The organism is Oceanobacillus sp. FSL W7-1304 (assembly GCF_037969805.1).
Classification (GTDB): Bacteria; Bacillota; Bacilli; order Bacillales; family Amphibacillaceae; genus Oceanobacillus; species Oceanobacillus profundus.
This window is the reverse complement of sequence record NZ_CP150211.1, coordinates 2,449,829-2,469,589: the sequence shown is the minus strand read 5'-3', so window position 1 is coordinate 2,469,589 and position 19,761 is coordinate 2,449,829. Positions and strand designations below refer to the sequence as shown.

The 19,761-nt window shown below is 39.2% G+C and carries 17 protein-coding genes, 6 tRNA genes and 1 riboswitch; of the genes, 16 read left to right on the top strand and 7 right to left on the bottom strand.

Going from position 1 to position 19,761, the window contains the following annotated elements; translation table 11 throughout:
• The first annotated feature begins 70 nt into the window (after positions 1 to 70).
• Positions 71 to 928, top strand: a complete 858-nt coding sequence (gene hag, locus NYE61_RS12515; protein WP_339315618.1) for a flagellin Hag — start codon at positions 71 to 73, stop codon at positions 926 to 928.
• Between the two features lie 519 nt (positions 929 to 1,447).
• Here the strand turns inward: hag and NYE61_RS12510 are convergent.
• Complete coding sequence (locus tag NYE61_RS12510; protein ID WP_303449328.1) at positions 1,448 to 3,943, bottom strand: YheC/YheD family protein; 2,496 nt, start codon at positions 3,941 to 3,943, stop codon at positions 1,448 to 1,450.
• 332 nt (positions 3,944 to 4,275) lie between these two features.
• Positions 4,276 to 4,376, top strand: a riboswitch (purine riboswitch).
• Positions 4,377 to 4,467: 91 nt separating this feature from the next.
• Between NYE61_RS12510 and NYE61_RS12505 the strand changes: the two genes are divergently transcribed.
• The gene (locus NYE61_RS12505; RefSeq protein ID WP_303449330.1) at positions 4,468 to 5,763 is read left to right on the top strand and encodes an NCS2 family permease; all 1,296 of its coding nucleotides are present in this window, start codon (positions 4,468 to 4,470) and stop codon (positions 5,761 to 5,763) included.
• 48 nt (positions 5,764 to 5,811) lie between these two features.
• Here NYE61_RS12505 and NYE61_RS12500 read toward each other — a convergent pair whose 3' ends face one another.
• From NYE61_RS12500 to fabI, 5 genes are all read right to left on the bottom strand, one after another.
• Positions 5,812 to 6,738, bottom strand: a complete 927-nt coding sequence (locus tag NYE61_RS12500; RefSeq protein ID WP_095312957.1) for a DMT family transporter — start codon at positions 6,736 to 6,738, stop codon at positions 5,812 to 5,814.
• Between the two features lie 268 nt (positions 6,739 to 7,006).
• Positions 7,007 to 7,396: an RDD family protein gene (locus tag NYE61_RS12495; RefSeq protein WP_303449332.1), complete on the bottom strand. Its 390-nt coding sequence runs from the start codon at positions 7,394 to 7,396 to the stop codon at positions 7,007 to 7,009.
• 126 nt (positions 7,397 to 7,522) lie between these two features.
• Positions 7,523 to 7,927: a cytidine deaminase gene (locus NYE61_RS12490; RefSeq protein ID WP_095312962.1), complete on the bottom strand. Its 405-nt coding sequence runs from the start codon at positions 7,925 to 7,927 to the stop codon at positions 7,523 to 7,525.
• Between the two features lie 424 nt (positions 7,928 to 8,351).
• Positions 8,352 to 9,068: a TIGR02206 family membrane protein gene (locus tag NYE61_RS12485; protein WP_303449335.1), complete on the bottom strand. Its 717-nt coding sequence runs from the start codon at positions 9,066 to 9,068 to the stop codon at positions 8,352 to 8,354.
• 199 nt (positions 9,069 to 9,267) lie between these two features.
• A complete protein-coding gene (fabI, locus tag NYE61_RS12480; protein WP_118890154.1) occupies positions 9,268 to 10,044 on the bottom strand; it encodes an enoyl-ACP reductase FabI in 777 nt (258 codons plus the stop codon).
• Between the two features lie 307 nt (positions 10,045 to 10,351).
• Between fabI and NYE61_RS12475 the strand changes: the two genes are divergently transcribed.
• The 10 genes from NYE61_RS12475 (at position 10,352) to NYE61_RS12430 (ending at position 15,734) form a co-directional block, all read left to right on the top strand.
• Positions 10,352 to 10,426, top strand: a tRNA-Glu gene (locus NYE61_RS12475).
• A gap of 4 nt (positions 10,427 to 10,430) precedes the next feature.
• Positions 10,431 to 10,506 (top strand) — tRNA-Val (locus NYE61_RS12470).
• Positions 10,507 to 10,509: 3 nt separating this feature from the next.
• Positions 10,510 to 10,585 (top strand) — tRNA-Thr (locus NYE61_RS12465).
• A gap of 37 nt (positions 10,586 to 10,622) precedes the next feature.
• A tRNA-Tyr gene (locus tag NYE61_RS12460) sits at positions 10,623 to 10,707 on the top strand.
• 10 nt (positions 10,708 to 10,717) lie between these two features.
• Positions 10,718 to 10,792 (top strand) — tRNA-Gln (locus NYE61_RS12455).
• Positions 10,793 to 11,011: 219 nt separating this feature from the next.
• Positions 11,012 to 11,084: transfer RNA gene (locus tag NYE61_RS12450), tRNA-Lys, on the top strand.
• A 276-nt stretch (positions 11,085 to 11,360) separates the two neighbouring features.
• On the top strand, positions 11,361 to 12,650 hold the full coding sequence (locus NYE61_RS12445; RefSeq protein ID WP_303449339.1) for a hydroxymethylglutaryl-CoA reductase, degradative: 1,290 nt from the start codon (positions 11,361 to 11,363) through the stop codon (positions 12,648 to 12,650).
• Entirely contained in the window at positions 12,647 to 13,609 is a 963-nt protein-coding gene (gene mvk, locus NYE61_RS12440) for a mevalonate kinase (protein ID WP_118890156.1), read from the top strand. Before NYE61_RS12445 ends, mvk begins: the two co-directional genes overlap by 4 nt.
• Before the next feature lie 30 nt (positions 13,610 to 13,639).
• The gene (mvaD, locus tag NYE61_RS12435; protein WP_118890157.1) at positions 13,640 to 14,617 is read left to right on the top strand and encodes a diphosphomevalonate decarboxylase; all 978 of its coding nucleotides are present in this window, start codon (positions 13,640 to 13,642) and stop codon (positions 14,615 to 14,617) included.
• A gap of 13 nt (positions 14,618 to 14,630) precedes the next feature.
• Complete coding sequence (locus tag NYE61_RS12430) at positions 14,631 to 15,734, top strand: phosphomevalonate kinase (protein ID WP_303449343.1); 1,104 nt, start codon at positions 14,631 to 14,633, stop codon at positions 15,732 to 15,734.
• 116 nt (positions 15,735 to 15,850) lie between these two features.
• On the opposite strand, the gene NYE61_RS12425 is transcribed toward NYE61_RS12430, so the two are convergent.
• Positions 15,851 to 16,000, bottom strand: coding sequence for an aspartyl-phosphate phosphatase Spo0E family protein (locus NYE61_RS12425; protein WP_095312977.1), 150 nt, complete (start codon positions 15,998 to 16,000; stop codon positions 15,851 to 15,853).
• A gap of 272 nt (positions 16,001 to 16,272) precedes the next feature.
• Here NYE61_RS12425 and sigW point away from each other — a divergent pair, with 272 nt between their 5' ends.
• From sigW to NYE61_RS12405, 4 genes are all read left to right on the top strand, one after another.
• Positions 16,273 to 16,836, top strand: coding sequence for an RNA polymerase sigma factor SigW (gene sigW, locus NYE61_RS12420; protein ID WP_095312980.1), 564 nt, complete (start codon positions 16,273 to 16,275; stop codon positions 16,834 to 16,836).
• 15 nt (positions 16,837 to 16,851) lie between these two features.
• Positions 16,852 to 17,490 carry an anti-sigma-W factor RsiW gene (rsiW, locus tag NYE61_RS12415; RefSeq protein WP_118890159.1) on the top strand — a complete coding sequence of 213 codons (639 nt, stop codon included), beginning with the start codon at positions 16,852 to 16,854 and terminating at the stop codon, positions 17,488 to 17,490.
• 192 nt (positions 17,491 to 17,682) lie between these two features.
• On the top strand, positions 17,683 to 18,504 hold the full coding sequence (cdaA, locus tag NYE61_RS12410) for a diadenylate cyclase CdaA (RefSeq protein WP_095312984.1): 822 nt from the start codon (positions 17,683 to 17,685) through the stop codon (positions 18,502 to 18,504).
• A complete protein-coding gene (locus NYE61_RS12405) occupies positions 18,497 to 19,738 on the top strand; it encodes a CdaR family protein (RefSeq protein ID WP_095312986.1) in 1,242 nt (413 codons plus the stop codon). The genes cdaA and NYE61_RS12405 overlap by 8 nt, the downstream gene beginning before the upstream one ends.
• Positions 19,739 to 19,761 lie beyond the last annotated feature (23 nt).

Below are 19,761 nucleotides of genomic sequence, written 5' to 3'. Positions count from 1 at the left end.
GATATAAATAATGAAGCGAGACACAAGGATGTGACTTGCTAAAAATTAAAAACATGGAGGTAGATTGATCATGATTATCAATCACAATATTTCTGCTCTTAACGCACATCGTCAATTAGGAGCAAACCAAGGTGCAACACAAAATTCATTGGAGAAACTTTCTTCAGGTCTTCGTATCAACAAAGCTGGAGATGACGCTGCAGGACTAGCAATCTCTGAAAAAATGCGTGGACAAATTCGTGGATTGGAAATGGCTTCTAAGAACGCTCAAGACGGTATTTCATTAATCCAAACAGCTGAAGGTGCTTTGAATGAAACTCATTCAATTTTACAACGTATGCGTGAATTGACTGTACAAGCTGGAAATACTGCCACACAAGATGAAGAAACTGACCTAGCGTCCATTAAGGCTGAAATGGATTCCTTAATAGAAGAGCTAGGCGGGGAAGCTGGAAGTAAAGGTATTGCAGATCGTACACAATTCAATGGCAAGAATTTGTTGGATGGCACATTTACAGATATGACTTTCCAAATCGGAGCAAATGAAGGGCAACAATTAGAGATATCTATTGAAAGTATGGAAGCGTCGGATTTGGGCTCAGAAAGTTTAAAAATAAATGCACTTGATGTTACTGATTTTGAAGCTGAGAGTTTTGATAACCAGTTGGCAGCTATTGATGCAGCAATTAACCAAGTGTCTACACAACGTTCAAGTCTTGGCGCAGTACAAAACCGCCTAGATCACACTATAAATAACCTAGGTGCTTCTCAAGAAAACCTAACTGCTGCAGAATCACGTATTCGTGACGTTGATATGGCGAAAGAAATGATGGAGTTCACTAAGAACAATATCCTTTCACAAGCGGCACAATCAATGTTAGCTCAATCCCAACAAATGCCTCAAGGAGTGTTACAACTCTTACAGTAATTTGGTGGGAAGGGCGTCTAATCTGGTAACGGGTTAGAAGATAACTGGGTGAATTGCTGGAACTTCCTAAAGTGTTTTGTACCACAACGTAGCTGGAAACGGCAGACGTGAAGGTTTGAAAAACAAAGCAATGAAACAATGGATAATCAGCAGCCAAGCGCCTGTGGTGAAAACCTGGCGAAGGTTCAACGACTAGAATGCACTGCCTAACAGTTAAACTTAAGGCAATGAGATTCGTAGGGTGGATCATTTCCATTCGAAGTGCCCAGCCCCTTAAGAATAAGGGTGAAGATATAGTCTATTCTATGATCGAAAGACATAGCGGCAAAGCAAGCCAACCAACAACCACAAGGTGTTTTACAATTACTTCAATAAGAAAAATAGTTAAAGGAACTCTAGTTATACTAGGGTTCCTTTTGAATTAGTTAAAGTTATTAAAAATTTTGTTGAACCTCATATCAAGCAAGCTAAAAGCTGCCAAGTGCTTTCTTGACAGCTTACAACTTATAACCACAACCCTTATATCTTAACAAAGCTATCATTGCTCTTAGTCAAAAGGCCTAGATAACTAGCATATGAAATAACATTTTCTGCGTATGTTGCAGTATCATAGATCGTGTTAGGGCTATTTGGGTTTACCTCTATTAGGCTTAGATGCTGATTATTATCTATTCCTAACTCGATAGTTACTTCAGTTACTACGTTACCATAAATTTTTTGAAGACTAACACCAACTGTTTTAGCTAATTCTTTAATCTTACTTTCCAGCTCGGTCGCTTCTTTTTCTCCATAATTATCCCGAAGAAATTCAGTAAGTTCTTCCGTAAGGTTTTTCGAAGTATTGTCAGCAGGATTGGCTTTCAAGTCTGCAAAAAGGCTAATAAATTTCCATTTATCTACTTTATCTTGTATTAGTTGCATAGAAAAGGAAGTTGGTTGTCCATTTTTATTCAGAGATCTAGCATCTTTCTGAACGATAAAGTCGTCTTCTTTTATCAATTCTTTTAACTTGTTTAGTAACGGAAACTCACTATATTCTGTTACCGATGTCCCTTTTGTAACAAAATATTTACCATTTGATAGCTTTTCAATGTACTGAGTTCCTGAAATATTTCCACTTTCTAACTTTAAAATAACTTTACCGTACTTCTCAATAAAGCTGAAGATATCTCGTGTTTTTGAAACTTTTTGATAGGGTGCAAGAATATCGTTAATTTCTTCACTAGCCTGGAGCTTCTTATATATTCCAGATTTTTTATATTTCCTGCCCGTCCATTTATTGGTAAATGCAATATCTTCTAGTTCTTCATAAATCCATTGAGCATCTTCATCACCTCGAAGCTGTAAACGATCAATTATGGCATCAGGATATTCAACAATTTTGGGTATCCATTTGTTATCTTCGTAAAAATGCCCTTTTATAAGCATTTCGTCGTAATCAACATCTTTCGGTGTAAAAGTATAAAGATGAATATTTTTCCTTTCAGCTGTCTCTGCTAGAGTAGTGGCAAGTGAATCGTTAACAATTTTACCTTGAAGTACGCCTACTGTGGTACGGTTATCTAATTCTGCTAAGGCAATGTTTGCTGTCCTAGCTTGAAACATTCCACTCCAAGACTTTCTTAAACTTTCAGTATAGAAAATCCCGTTCTTTGCAATATATTTTGCATATGCAATCGTGTTTACTGCTCTTTTTTCTTCATGGTATGCTGTTTGAGGACCATTGTTAGCCTCATGCATCCAATACCTACCATTTTCATCAATGGCAAGATCAATTCCCAGCTCATCAAGAGCAAGCCCGTAAAGTTTATCTAAGTGAAGGGCAATTTCTATGGAAAGTCGTAAAATATCAGATTCGTATTTTTCCGCTTTTCCCCCGTATTCTCTTACAAGGAAATCATGGAAATTATCAACTCTGCCATCAGTAGCAACGTTACTCAGGTTACTTTTTCTATTACCGAGCCGTGGATAAATATGGGTTAATCCCCATTTACCTTCCCCGTTTTTTTGTACATGTGCCCGGAAATGGTAAGGTTCATCCTCTTTTGTACGCGTATGAATATATCGCTGAACGATAAAACTTCCTTTTTCCTCTAAAATAACTGTTTGAAGCCACTCTTCAAAAGCTTCCTGACTTAATATTCGTTCATTCTTATGTTCCTGTACTGCATAGCGTGTTCCTTTTTTGGTAACAAAATAGATGTTTTCCCCTCGGTTACTTTGAAGATATTTGAATACGACTTTGTTATTATCCTTTAGAAATTCATGAATTTCTACTTCATTACGACATAAGCGAAATGGAACGAGTAATTCAACATATTTTTTATATTTGGCCATTCGCATTGGTAATGAAAGTTTATTACCGACATGAAAGCTAGTAAATGGGATGACTCTGCGAAGTTTTCTCTCAATGTGCGAACGTTTCCCTGCACCAACATTGTTGATAACGTCTGGGAAATGTGTAGTAATGCGTTCCCATTTCCCATCTGTATAAACATCTGCTGTAATTACTTCTTTTTCAAAATTAACATCTGTTGAAGTGAAGAAAAGAAGCTGGGTGTTCTGCCTTTCACTTTCTTGGACTAATGCATTTACTCGTGCTTCAGGATAAAAGGCTCGAGGGTTATGAAAGGAAGCAAATACGCCAATCTTATATTTTTTACTTTTTTGATCATCCATACTTTTTGAGATATCTTTAGTAATTTTGTTTAGAAGTGGCAGAAAGGAGAATTGTAGAATCTCACTTATCTTGATAAAGTTACCCTTTTCTAGTAGTTGTGCAATATCAAGCAAGTGTTTCTCTGCTTTATTTTTTCGAATGTGCCACTCTTCTATTTTTGATACTGCGTCAATCCTTGATAATGCTTGAAACCCATCGACAATAGAACTGAAAATAAAAATGCTTTGATTTAATTCCTTTTCTTTAATGAGCTTATGAAAATGGTCTGATGCTTCACTTAACGTTTGAAATATATTATAAACTTGTTGAAGTTGTTTGTCTGTTGGTTTTGACATATAAGACACTCCTAATTTTAAACTTGATATCTGTATGTGGATATATAACTATTATCGGTAGATGAGTTCATTGATTGAAGGTAAAAGACGTAAAACATAATATGTAAATTGTTATTACGGTATATAGGATTTGTGAAACTGATTATTTGGGAATAATCGTTTGATAAATTGAATCCACCGTTTAACCGTTTAGCTTTACTCAAAGATTAATGTAATAATTGTGCCTTATAAAACATAAACTTTGACACATCAATCGAGGAAACTGAAAAAGACTATTACTCCCATTCCCCTTGACCCACCACCCGCCAACCTGCTATCATTTCCCTATTATCTAAAAACAAATAGCTACATCTTGTATAAGTCCAAGAATATGGCTTGGACGTTTCTACCAGCTACCATAAATAGCTTGTCTACAAGGGATGGGAATGTATTTTTCTATACCTTTTACTGTTACTTTGGCATGCTGGAATGAAGCCAAGGTTTTTTTTATATACAAAAATAGCAAATGGGAGATACTACACATCATGAAAAACTTTTTTGGTTTTACAGAAAGAAATACATCCTATAAACAGGAAGTTTTCGCAGGGCTGACAACGTTTCTTTCCGTATCGTATATTTTAGTCGTAAACCCGCTTATTCTTAGTCAAGCAGGGATGGATCGGGGAGCTGTGTTTACAGCTACTGCACTTACTGCAATCATTGGTACAATACTTATTGGGCTGCTTGCAAATTATCCAATTGCTATTGCGCCTAGTATGGGGCTGAATTCATTCTTTACCTTTTCGGTTGTTATCGGGATGGGGATTGAATGGCAAGTAGCTTTGACTGGTGTCTTTATTGCGGGAATTATCTTTATGATTTTAAGCTTGATGAAAATCAGGGAAAAGATTATTAATGCGATTCCGGAGGATTTAAAGCATGCGATTGCTGCTGGGATTGGTTTTTTCATTGCGTTTATCGGGTTTAAAAATGCAGGAATTATTGTTGCTAATCCAGATACGATTGTTTCGATTGGTGATTTAACTTTACCTGGAACAGCATTAGCTATCGTTGGCCTTATCATCACAATTATTATGCTCGTTCGTGGTGTGAATGGGGCAATTTTTTATGGGATGGCGATTACAACTATTATTGGAATGCTTGTTGGATTAATTAAAATTCCATCCTCGATTATCGGTACGATTCCGAGTCTTGAACCAACATTTGGTGCTGTGTTTATGAATTTGGATGCAATATTTACACCTGATGTATTAGCAGTAATTTTTACCTTTTTATTTGTTGCCTTTTTTGATACAGCTGGTGCGTTAATTGCACTTACGAGCCAAGCGGGAATCATGAAAAACAATAAGATTCCGAAGATAGGAAAAGCATTGCTTGCGGATTCTTCAGCTGCGTCAATCGGAGCAATATTGGGGACATCTACACCTGCAACAAGTGTTGAATCCTCATCAGGAATTGCGGTGGGAGGAAGGACTGGATTTACATCGATCATCATTGCACTTTGCTTTGCGATTGCATTATTCTTTTCACCAATTCTAGCTGTTATAACGACAGAAGTTACTGCTCCTGCCTTAATTATTGTTGGGGCATTAATGGCGATGGATATTCGGAATATTAACTGGGGTAAAATCGAAATTGTTATTCCAGCATTTTTGACGATTATTATGATGCCACTAACTTCAAGTGTGGCGATGGGTCTTGCATTTGGATTTATCCTTTATCCATTATCGCTCCTTGCGCAAAAGCGTTATAAAGAAATACATCCGATTATGTATGTGCTTTGCCTGCTATTTATTTTATATTTTATCTTTATTGCATAGCGAATTAAAATAAACCTCAGGGTTCGGACACCCTGAGGTTTAATGTATTTAGTGCACATACCGTTTCCGTTTCAATACTACCTGCCAAAGTCCTCGCATTTCACCAATCGCGATTGCTGCTAGAATCAGCAAAACCCCAAACCATCTAGATGGAGCAACATATTCTGCTAATCCAATGTATGCAACGACTACTGATACAGGAAGCTCAATTGCACCAAGGATAGTAGCTAAGCTTGCTGGTAGATGTGGCGTCGACATGGCAAACATGAGTGGTGTTAAAATCAGTCCGCATAGCGCAAGTGCTCCTGCATAGATCCAGATGCTTCCACTGCTTAAGACATTGGCATTTAATGTCATGTGCGGAGGAAATAGAATAAAGATTAATAGAGCTGCACCTGTTACCATAATTGGGGAACGAATCGTTGCTGGAACATCAACTGCTACACGTCCACTGACAATAATAAAAGCGGAATAGGTAAATGCAGAGCCGATTCCAAGCAGGAAGCCAATAAGTGTTATCTCGCTTAATCCGCCATTAAAGACATCTGCTGCGAATAATACACCAACTAATGTTAGTGCAACAGTGAGCAATGTCTTGCCACTTGGTTTTCGACGATAAATGATCCATTCAAACAATACCCCAACCCATACGAATTGGAATAATAAAACAACAGCTAGTGATGCTGGCAGATATTGCATGGAGCCATAATAAAGGACACTTGTTAAACCGGTGAAGCTTCCTGCTGCCATGAGTGAGAGTACGGTTTTGAAAGAAAGCTTTTTAACTGCTTGTGGGTTTCGTTTGATGGCAAATAACCCTATTATCCAGAGGACTGTAAAAGCGATGATTGCTTGTATAACATTGATTTCATTGAGGCTCCAGCCGGCAGCAAAACCTAATTTTATAAATAACGGGTTTAATCCAAAGAAAAAAGCTCCTAAAGAGAAAATAATAATCGCATGGTGTCTTTTCATATAATTTCCCCTCCGTTACGATTAAAATAATATAATATGAATTGTATTTAAAGAAGACCATCTTATCTATTATAGCATAGCTTCGTGGGTATTTGGATACTACTCACTGTTAAGAATTGCTGGCAAGAGGAGGGGATAATATCAAATTATAGTTAATTGGAGTTTTTTCTAAATTGGAGGGGCACGTTTCATTTGTAAAACGAAAACGAGGATAAGGCATAGCCTCTTCCTCGTTTAGAAGTTTAATAAGGTGCTTTACTCAACTCCGCTAAACCTCTCGAACGACCGTCCCGGCAACCTCGTCATGCGGTAATACGGAACCATCTTCACCTTCAAATGCTTTTCGGTCCTTCATGTATTTAAACGTACTTAATGAATCACGGTAAGCCATGCGTTTAATGATTTGACCAGATGTTAGCTCAGAGCCGTTCTCATTTTCAAGGGCTAGTCCCATTGTTTTATACCCAAGTGTTTGACCGCAAGTTTTTAGTTGTGCATATTCCAAAGACCACATCACAAGAGTTGGAGTAACGAGCGCATGGAAAGCTTCATTTTTAATTTTCTTCTTTAATAAATATTCGACACTGACTGACGCGACACCTGAAATAACACTGTCGATTAAAACCGCTTTTGTACGTTTTTTTGTAATTGCCTTCACAGAAATTCCCCCTGTAAATTTAGTTGTTTCTATTATGTACGAGTACTGCAAGGAAAGGTTTCGCTTTATCGTGAGAAATTTGTTGTTTAATGTTTTTTATCGTGGGATGCAGCTCCTGAACGATCATCAATCCTCACAATATGCCTTATACCAATGGAAAGGCTGAATTTCAGCAAGTGCTTTAAAAGTGATATCTCCACTTGTTGTAGTGATTGCGGCTTTCGTCGTTGGTCCCCAATAAAATAGTCTTTCCTGACATACCCCACAAGGAGTTAATATTTTAAATGAGCTATTTTCATCATCCCTTACGACACAGATGCTGTGGGTGATTTTTGTATTTAGCTTGTGTGCCTCTAAAATCGCGCCGGTTTCAATACATAATTCAGTGGAAGCGTTGATAACGTCAGGTGCAACACTGGTAAGGATTTCTCCATCATCTGTATACATCGCCGCAGCACCACCCCAGCCAGTGGGGTATCTCTTGACAATTAATTCGGTGGCTGCTTGGTAAAGTGTCCGTTCTAAATTCAATTGTTTCCCTCCTCTCCTTATATATAATTAAAGCATAAATGTTGCGCTTCGTTAGGAAAGTACTATCTTATATGAAAAAAGTCTTAGAAAGTCCAGTGGAAAATCGAAACAAGTATGAGTGAAAGTAAATAATTACCGGTGAGAGAAAACGCAAGTACTTGAAGAATTTATGAAGTTGTCGAAAGAAGAATTGGATAAGTGCTGTAATTGCCAAATTCAAATTTTGATGAGGAGGCAAGCTTGGTTTCGAAAAATGGAAGAAGTATGAAACAATTGGAGTTGCAAAGGGGCTGATATCCAAAGAAATATATTTAAGCAACGTTGCGAAAATAACAGCTTTGAACAGAAAAGGTAGAGCGCCTTGAAAAAACGAGAATTAATATAGAAGAAATCCAAGATCAATTAAAAAGCTCTCATAACACTGCTAAGAAAGCCCCTTCCGACAGATTCGGTAAAAATAATAAAGCCCGATAAACACAACAAGACCGAGTAAAGTTAACTGAAGATAATAGTTCGCCCCGCTACCAAGTAAATCAAGCGGGCTGCTTGTGCTTGGAGGATTTGCAAGATATAAATAGTTGGATTTTATATTAGGATTAACAAAAAAACCAATGATACCTGCGTAAACTAATAAATAACCATACGCTTCAAACGTGGATTTTAACGTTAATTGGACATCATTTATGAGAACTAGAAATAGTGCAACGAAAGAAATCGTAATATGATGGATGAAAAAAATAAAGAAACGAAAATTTGGGAAATCGTATGGAAGCTCTGGTGTGAGCAGTGCTAGAAAAGGTGGAATAAATCCAATAAAAAATGTAATCGTAATTAACTTTTTATGTTGTGTTATAAGTGCAATTGCTCCTACTATGCTGGCGATACTGCATAGATGAAGTGGTAGTTGCTCCTTCATACTCCAGATGCCATTGGTTGCTGCCCATACTTGATAGGAGAGTTCCGCTAATATTAATATGCTAAATAAAACCCACCGTAAAGTGTGGTACTGTTTTTTATTGATTTTTTTGTACGTGAAAATGAGCGTAAGCATTACAATAAAATAGATGAGAATTATCGTAATATGACTTGTTCCGAACGCCGTAAAGGGCTCGCCATCTAAGGTTCCAAACCATTCCTTCATCCATATCCATCCTTTCTAAAAGTTAAAAAGACGCTTTGAATCATGGGCTGATAGCAAAGCGTCTTATTACATTTAATTAAGAAAGCATAAAAATTATGCGACTTTATTTATCACGAAGGATAATTACGGCTATGAAACGCTATAAATAGAATGATGCTTATACCTCTAGAAGCTATATGCTTGCAATTCATTCTCCGTTTTAGCCACCAATAATATGGAATCCAGAATCAACATGAAGTACTTCACCTGTCACACCACGTGAAAGATCACTAATAAAGAATAAAGTTGCGTCACCAACTTGATCTTGATCGACATTGCGACGAAGTGGTGCTTTTTCTACAATAACATTTGCTTTTTCGTTAAAGCCGGATACACCTTTAGCTGATAATGTACGAATTGGACCAGCAGAAATAGCGTTAACGCGGATGTCATATTTACCTACATCTTCTGCTAGGTAGCGGACGCTTGCCTCTAAGGAAGCTTTTGCAACACCCATGACATTGTAGTTTGGAATAACACGTTCAGACCCTAGATACGATTGTGTTACGATACTTCCGCCTTCGGTCATCAACTCTTTTGCTGCTTTCGTAACGGCAACAAGTGAGTAAGCACTGATTTCCTGTGCTATTAAGAAGCCATCTCGGGAAGTGTCCGCATATTCTCCTTTTAATTCTTCGCGTTTTGCGAATGCAACTGAATGAACGAGACCATGAATAACGCCTACTTTTTCTTTAATCTCTTGGAATGCTTCTTGAATACTTTCATCACTAGCAACATCACAGGAAACGACTAGCTTTGGCTCGATATCGTTTTGTTCCAATAATTTAACCAACTTTTGGTGTGAACGTTCCTGTCTATTTGTAAAAATTAAGTTTGCTCCAGCATTATGAAGTGATTTTGTAATTCCCCAAGCAATACTTCTTTCATTGGCAACACCCATTATAACAACGTTTTTTCCTTGCAGTAGATTTGACATAATAAACCTCCATCAAAATATCTTTTTTCTATTATAACCTATTAGGACCTGGTGATGAAACTAAAATAAAAATCCGAGTAACTTCTTACAATATCTAGCATAATCTAGCATAAATTCCGTTTGTAATATTCTTTTTATTGTCTTGGAAACCTTAATATATAAGGGGTGTTGCGACTTTTTATAAAAAAACGTAAAAAAAATCAAATTTACCCTTTACAAACATTTCATTCCTGGTTATAATAAAATTCGTCAGTCTGCGACAGGGTGTTTCAAAGTTGTCGTTATAGCTGACTTGAAACCAAAGTATGGCCCGTTGGTCAAGCGGTTAAGACACCGCCCTTTCACGGCGGTAACACGGGTTCGAATCCCGTACGGGTCACCAATATGGAGGATTAGCTCAGCTGGGAGAGCACCTGCCTTACAAGCAGGGGGTCGCAGGTTCGAGCCCTGCATCCTCCACCATTTGCCGGCCTAGCTCAATTGGTAGAGCAACTGACTTGTAATCAGTAGGTTGGGGGTTCAAGTCCTCTGGCCGGCACCATTTTTCGGTATAAGATTAAAGAAATGGTTCATAATATGGAGGGGTAGCGAAGTGGCTAAACGCGGCGGACTGTAAATCCGCTCCCTCAGGGTTCGGCAGTTCGAATCTGCCCCCCTCCACCATTTGTATTGTTGGGCTGTAGCCAAGCGGTAAGGCATCGGGTTTTGATCCCGTGTACCCTAGGTTCGAATCCTAGTAGCCCAGCCATTTTTAATTTTTTTAGGATTGTTCAAATAGTCCGGTAAAAATGACACGTCGAATTTCTTCGTTGGTTTGCTTTTCCGCTACTCACGTATTAATTGCATACGTTCCGTTGCTCAAAGCTGCACCGCCTCGAAATTCTTGGTCCTTTTCATCCTCCATTTGAACTTACATTTTAGGGTTATTTACAAGCTAGCTCTAACGAACACATTTCGTTTTCTGCATGAGCCATTAGCTCAGTCGGTAGAGCATTTGACTTTTAATCAAAGGGTCGAAGGTTCGAATCCTTCATGGCTCATCATTTTAACATTATCCAATATTGGATTATATACAGCAGAGATAAAATAAACAAGGTCGTTGTGATAGATGCATACTACCTTGTTTATTTGCATTTTATGTGAATTTTTAACATAATAGATACAGTGAATTTAATTTTAGCGTAGCATTTTTTGGCAATGGGAGCAGGTAGCTTCTAATGAAAAAAACTACGATATCGTGTTATAATTTATTCAATGAAAAATGTAACGATTGAAGTATTGTTTTTTATATAATCAATATTAAAGGATGATCCAGGATGAAATCTTCCAGAATCCCCGGTTTCTATAATATGTCTGTTGAACAACGACGAGAGCTTTTAAAAGATAATTACCATTTTTCTCCGGAAGAATGGAATAATCTATATAGGGAAGAACCTCTATCTACAGAAACTGCAGATAAGATGATAGAGAACGTGATTGGAACATTTCAACTTCCGTTGGGGTTGGGGTTGAATTTTCTTATAAACGGGAAAGAATATATAGTGCCGATGGCTGTTGAAGAAGCTTCTATTATTGCATCTGCCAGCCATATCGCTAAAATTGTGAGAAGTGCCGGTGGATTCCAAACGGAGGCAACGGAACGCGTGATGATTGGTCAAATTCAAGTAGTTGGCTGCTCTGATTTTCAAGCTGCAAAGCAAGCAGTGCTTCATGCAAAGAAAACACTAATCCAAGCAGCAAACGCAGCTTACCCAAGTATTGTTGCTCGTGGTGGCGGTGCACAGGACATGGATGTTCGTATTCTGAATGAAGCAGCGGATTCTGCCTATAGTCAGATGCTCGTCATGCATATGCATATCAATACGTGTGATGCAATGGGAGCGAATATCATCAATACAATGGTTGAATCAATTGCACCACTTGTCGAAGAATTAACGGATGGAAAAGTCTATTTACGAATTTTGTCAAATTATGCCGATGAATGTTTGGCACGGGCACGATGTGTTATCCCTCCTGCATTACTTGGTACAGGTGATTTTTCTGGGGAGGAAGTACGTGATGGGGTGATCCATGCGTTTGAATTTGCTGCATCTGATCCGTATCGTGCTGTTACGCATAATAAAGGTATTATGAATGGAATTGACCCGGTTGTTATTGCGACTGGGAACGATTGGAGAGCCGTGGAAGCTGGTGCCCATGCATATGCTGCGAGGAATGGCAGCTACGGCTCGATGACAACTTGGTCAAAGGATAAAGCAGGTAATTTGGTTGGAGAAATTGAATTACCGATGGCTATTGGAACAGTCGGTGGAGCAACACGAGTGCATCCATTAGCGAAGCTTTCATTATCTATGATGCACATTGAATCAGCCAAAGAGCTTGCCCAAGTGATTGTGGCAGTTGGATTGGCGCAAAATCTCGGAGCTTTGAAGGCATTAGCTACTGATGGTATCCAAAAGGGCCATATGGCTTTACACTCTCGCTCTGTTGCGATCGCGGCAGGAGCTACTGGGGAGATGATCGATATCATTGCAGAACAACTAGTTGAACAAAAACAAATCCGTGTCGGAAAAGCTAAAGAATTGGTGGAACAGTATACAAAATGAGTGCAGAAAAAGTAACAACTTCAGAAAAAACAGCTATTGGTATAGCTCATAGTAAGCTAATTTTGATTGGAGAGCATGCGGTTGTACACGGACAACCAGCAATTGCCATTCCATTTCCATTAATTGGTGTTGAAACAGTTATTGAACGTGTACCAGGGTCGGTTAAAATGGATAGTTCTTTTTACCATGGACCATTACATTTAGCGCCGGAATCCTTACAAGGAATCGTCCAGTGTGTTGAAGCGTCGCTAGAATATTTACAAATCCCTTGTAAAGACCTGCTGATTCGAATTAATTCCTCTATTCCGCCTGGAAAAGGGTTAGGCTCGAGTGCATCTGTTGCAATCTCTGTGATTCGGTCATTATTTGACTTTGCTGACCGAGAATGTACGGACGACGAGCTGTTGGAGCTTGCAAATGTAGCGGAGACGTATGCACATGGGGCTCCAAGTGGGCTTGATACGCTCACCATTACATCTCGTTCTCCAGTTTGGTATAAGAAAGAAAACCCAATTGATTACATTGACCTTGGAGAGGATTTCCACTTTATTGTTGCTGACTCTGGAAGAGTTGGTGACACACGTACATCCGTAGAATCCGTTGCGAGGCTTCTCAAGTCAGCACCGAAGCGAATTCAGCGAAAAATGGATCGAATTGGTGAATTAACCCATCAAGCAAAGCATGCACTAGAGCGTGCGGGTAAACATTTCCTTGGGCATTTATTAAATGAAGCGCAAAAGGAATTAGAAGCACTTGGCGTTAGTGATGCTGGGTTGAATAAATTAATTTATTTTGCTCGGAAAGAAGGAGCTTTAGGAGCCAAATTAACAGGCGGGGGCAACGGTGGCTGCATTATCGCGCTTGCCCAAAATGAAGTACATTCGAAATTGCTTGCAGAGAAGCTAAGAAAGTATGGCGCGACAGCAGTGTGGCCATTTGTATTGAAAAAGCAGAAATAAGAAGAATAGAGAGACAAGGGAGATAAAACGATGAAAGCTACAGCAAAAGCACATACAAATATTGCTTTAATTAAATACTGGGGAAAGCGTGATGAACGGCTGATTTTACCTACTAACAGCAGTCTTTCCCTAACATTGGATGGCTTTTCAACAACAACTACTGTAGCTTTTCAGGAGGGTTTATCTGAAGATCAATTTATGCTCGATAATCAGCTTGTAGAGGGTGAGGCATTCCGTCGCGTGACGAAATTCCTTGATTTGATCCGCCAGCTTGCAGGAAAAGAACAGTTATATGCTAAAGTGAATTCAATCAATGATGTTCCAACTGCAGCTGGGTTTGCCTCATCCGCTTCTGGTTTTGCGGCACTAGCGGCAGCGGGTACAAAAGCAATCGGATTAGATTTGGATGATCAAGCATTATCCCGTCTTACACGTCAAGGTTCGGGATCGGCTTGTCGTTCTATCTATGGCGGTTTTGCAGAATGGGAAATGGGTGAACAAGCAGATGGTTCGGATTCGTTTGCTGTTCCGATTGCTCCAGCCCGGCATTGGGATGTTCGTGTTGCTGCTGTTGTCCTTTCGTCTACAATGAAAAAAGTCTCGAGTCGTGCTGGGATGAAGCGAACGGTGGAGACATCTCCGTTTTATTCAGGCTGGATTGATAGTATTCCAAACGACTTGAAACAAATAAAGGAAGCAATTGAAGGGAAAGATTTTGAGAAAGCAGGAAGTATTGCTGAGGCAAATTGCCTCAAGATGCATGCAACGACACTAGCTGCGAACCCTCCATTCACGTATTGGCATGATACGACAATGCGTGTGATGCATGCCATTCAAGACATGCGAGCAGATGGAATTCCAGCATATTTTACGATTGATGCTGGACCAAATGTCAAAGTCCTTTACTTGCCGGAGGATGAAGCACGTGTTAAGCAAAGACTTTCTGAAATATCCGGTGTTTCGGGTGTGATTTTAAGTAAACCAGGGCAGGGAATAAGCTATCTTTAGGGGTTGGAACGTCTTGGATAATACATCAATGACTATAAAAGTACCAGGGAAATTAATGATTGCCGGAGAATTTGCTGTTCTGGAGCCATATCAAAAACTAGCGGTTACAGCTGTAGACCGGTTTGTTTATGCTTCAATTGAACAAAGTGAAAGAAACACGCTAACATTGCATGATTTCGACCTCGAGGAATTGGAATGGTCGTACAAAGCGGAGGAAGTGAAAATCCATTCGGATGACAAAAGAACGCAATTCGTATGTGATGCGATGACGGTTGTTTATACATACTTAAAAGAAAATAATGTTCAACCGGGAAAGTTCCACTTAGCGATTCGCAGCGAATTGGATGACAGTTCTGGTATTAAATATGGGCTAGGGTCAAGTGCAGCGGTTGTAACATCTGTAATCACGGCTATACTTAATAAATTCCATGTAGAAAAGCCTGCATCAGAGCTTGTTTTTAGACTTGCGGCTATTTCTCATGTGAAAACACAAGGAAATGGTTCAGGCGCAGACGTTGCTGCTTCATCCTTTGGCGGCATGCTGCAATATGCATCGTTTCAAGCAGAGTGGCTGTTGGATGCATATAAGAATCGAAATTCAATAACAGATTTAGTAGAAAGCACATGGACGTATTGTGACGCAAAATCGATACAAATGCCGAAAAATGTCTATTTTTGTGTAGGTTGGACTGGTAAGCCAGCATCGACCTCGAAGCTTGTCGACCGAATTTTACAATTGAAATCAGATAATCCAGAAGCCTTCCAGCGCTTTTTGAATGCAAGTAAATTGGCAGTAGATCAATTTTTGCAAGGGATGGAGAATGCTGATGTGGAGCTTTTATTAAAAGGTGTAAAACAAAATAGAGAGGCGTTAGCAACTGTTGGTAAGGATGCGGATACACCGGTTGAAACGCCATTGCTCGGCACACTATGTGATTTGGCAGAGTCCTTGGGCGGAGCGGGTAAGCCTTCAGGAGCCGGCGGAGGAGATTGTGGTATTGCTTTTATGCCATCGAAACAACAAGCTGATGAATTGATGAAAGCTTGGGAGGAGGCAGGCATTAAAGCCTTAAGCCTACAATCGTATCAATATGGCGCTAATATTATAATAGAATAGATGGGGAATTTGATCACTTTATATTTAATTTTTGCCCAAATAAAAAAGACATTCATTTCCTGCTCCGATGGAGAGCACTTTGATGTCTTTTTTTACCCTATTTGTATCATCTTTATCTAGTAGTGCTTTTGATACGTATTAATTAATTGGTCTAACTTAACACTTGATGCGATAACAGCTTCAGAAGTCAGGTCATGTGTTATAGAAAGTGAAATCATTTCTTCGCGGCATTCTTCAATTTTTTCAATTAAATGATCTTTATTCACAATTCTGTCCTCCTATCTAGTATACTATAATAGAAAAATACCCGAATTATTGCAACAGTAAACGTCTGTGAACATTTTGTGTCTTTTTGATAAAATATTATTTGTACGATTACTTTAGATGAGTTCGATAATTGCCAAGCCTTGGGGCACATGACTTAGTGGGACTATGCAGTGCAGGTAGGAATGTTTTATACTTTTTGTTAAATAAAGTTTGAAACCTTTTTGCTAGATAATCGTATAACAAGTACCGCATAGTAAGCGGAGGTAACCTGATGGATCAATTTATAATAGAAAAAATAAAACAAGTTAAAAAAGGAGATCAATCTGCATTCGCGGATGTCGTTTCCTTTTATCAAGATAAGATATACCAGCATTGTTTGCGGATGCTTGGTAATGCACATGAAGCAGAGGATATGGCGCAAGAGGCTTTTATTCGTGCATATGTGAATATCCATTCGTTTGATGATCGCAGAAAGTTTTCTACATGGTTGTATCGGATTGCGACGAATTTGACAATCGACCGGATCCGTAAACGAAAGCCAGATTATTATCTGGATGCAGAGATCAGAGGAACGGAAGGGTTGGATATGTATTCCCAGCTGGCGAGCGAGGAGCGGCTACCTGGTGAGCAAGTTGAAAGCTTAGAATTACAACGCTATATTCATCACGAAATTTCCCAGCTTCCAGTGAAATATCGAAGCATTATTATGTTGCGTTACCTGGAAGAGTTTTCCCTACAAGAAATAAGCGACATCTTAGATATACCTTTAGGAACGGTGAAAACCCGTATTCATCGTGGGAGAGAAGCTTTAAGAAAAAGGCTTCGTCATGTGTAAAGGAGTGTGAAACACTTGAAATGTAATAAAGAATCGGTTGAATTGATGCATAAATATTTGGACGGTGATCTTTGTAAGGAGGAAGAGATACAGCTAAGGACACATCTGGAAACTTGTGAAGCTTGCCAACATCATTTCCATGAACTAAAGCGTACGATTACATTGATTAAAAGTGCGGAGCATTTCGCGGCGCCTAACGACTTCACGCAGAAAGTCATGGATAGACTTCCGACCGAGAAGAAACGTGTAACCTATAAGCGATGGTTTAAAACGCACCCGGTACTCACCGCTGCAGCAATATTCTTCGTATTAATGATGACTGGAATGTTTGCTTCTTGGAGTGAGGATGGTCAATTAGTTGTCTCAAAACAAGAAGAACTAGTCATTCAAGGAGATACGGTAATTGTACCAGAAGGAGTAACCGTTCCGGGTGACGTACTTGTTAAAAATGGGAAATTGCTAATTAAAGGTACAATTGATGGGAATGTGACATTAGTGAATGGAAAGCTGATAAGCGATGATGAAACGCTAAATGGAGATGGACTCATGGCTTCAGCTGGCGGCGTCAATGGCGAATTAGAAACAGTTGATCAGATGTTTGAATGGATGTGGTATCAACTGAAGAGCTTTTTTAGTGGCGTTTTTTCCTTTTAAACATGTTAAAATAAACCCAGGTAAGGTGGGAAATCTTATCTGGGTTTTTGCCTTCCTAAAGTAATATGTTTTAGCAATATTGTGTTATAATAGATAACGTTCCTATCTTTTGAAAATCAAGCTACATAAGCGTGCTTGTTTTAGTTGAGCGTATAATTAGAATAAATTTTTATTGCAAAAGGATGTGTGCACATGCTTGATGGGGGATTCGATGTAATAGATCTGCTAAGAATAGGCGTAGATATAGCTCTCGTCTGGTATGTATTATATAAATTAATGATGCTGATTAGAGGTACAAAAGCAATCCAGCTTTTAAAAGGGATTGCCGTTGTACTTGTGGTCTGGCTTTTGAGTATATTATTGAATTTACAAACCATGCAATGGCTGACGAATCAAGCCATTTCTTGGGGTTTAATTGTAATCATCATTTTATTCCAGCCGGAGCTACGGAGGGCACTCGAGCAGCTTGGCCGGGGAAACCTTTTTGCTCGGAGTGTAAAGTCAGAAGAGGAAAAGATGCAACAAGAAATCGATGCGATAGTACAGTCGTGTAGCTACATGGCGAAACGTCGAATTGGTGCATTAATTTCGATTGAGCGGGAGACAGGTATTGGTGATTATGCTGAAACAGGTATTGCGATTAATGGAAAATTGACGCATCAGTTGCTAACAAATATTTTTACTCCGAATACACCTTTGCATGATGGTGCTGTCATCATTAAAGAAGGGGAAATCACCGCAGCTGCTTGTTATCTTCCTTTATCAGAAAGTCCATTTATTTCGAAGGAGCTAGGGACGAGGCACCGTGCAGCAATGGGGATCAGTGAGGTTACCGATGCATTGACAATTATTGTTTCAGAGGAAACAGGTGCAGTTTCCTGTACAAAGAACGGAGAACTTCACCGAGATATTGATCAGGACAATCTTCGTACGATGTTAGAAGCCCATTTATCCCTAAATCAAAAGGCTTCTGAGAAAAAGTCGTGGAAACGAAGGGGGAACAAGAATGGATAATTGGTTTAAGAGTAAATGGTTTGTCCGACTTGCTTCTTTAGCTTTTGCGGTGTTCTTGTATATATTTGTGAATGTTACAGTTAATTCTTCACATTCTGATCCAACTTTTTCTGGTAGGTCTGAACAAACACAAACACTTGATGATGTTCCGGTCGAAATACGAATCGATGAAGCAAATTATGTGGTTAGTGGTGTACCAGAGTTTGTTACGGTTAGCTTGCAGGGGAATCCTGGAAACCTGACCCCCCTTATTTTTCAACGTAATTTTGATGTGTATGTTGACTTGCAAGGATTAGAAGAAGGCGATCACGAGGTGAAATTGGAGCACAATATCTCCAATGATCTTACTGTCTTTATCGAGCCAAAGACGATTGAGGTTACGATTGAAGAAAGAGCGAGCGAAGAGTTTGCTGTTGTTGCTGATTTTATTAATGAAGACAAAATGGCACCTGGATACGAGCTGGTTGATTATACGCTCGACCCACCTACAGTTACGATTACAAGCTCAAGGTCCGTTATTGACCAAATCGGTATTGTTAAGGCCTATGTTAATTTAGAAGGACTGGATAGTTCAATAAATAATCGCGAGCTGCCTGTAAATGTGTATGATACACAGGGGAATGAGTTAACAGTCCGAATAGAACCAGAGAATATACAAATATCAGCCGAAGTTGATAACCCAAGTAAGTCGGTACCTGTATCAGTCGAGACAACAGGAGAACTGCCAGAAGGTTATGCATTAAATTCTATTTCTGCTAATGTAGATGAGGTGGAGGTTTTCTCCACGAGTGAAGTACTTGAAGGAATTTCTGAACTTGAGACAGAGGCAATTGATTTATCCGAAATCACCGAATCTGGTACAATAGACGCGCAACTGTCATTACCGGAAGGTGTAAATGTTCCCGATATGGAAACAATTGAGGTAACAGTCGATGTAGAACAGACACGTGTTTTGGAAGGACTAACAATTGAAGAAGAAGGGCTGACGAGTGGCCAAGCAGTTACTTTTGTTGAACCTGATGCCGCCGAAATGGATATTACGGTTACGGGTGACGAAGCCGATATAAAAGAACTAACAGCTGAGGATATTCGTATATTCATTGATTTAAGTGATCTGGAGCCTGGAGAGCATCAAGTTCCAATTACGATTGAAGGGCCAGATACTGATAATATAACGATTACTGGAGAATTTGAAGAAGCTACAATTGAGATTAGTGAAGTGGAACCTGAGTAATGAAATCATTTGTAAGCAGATAG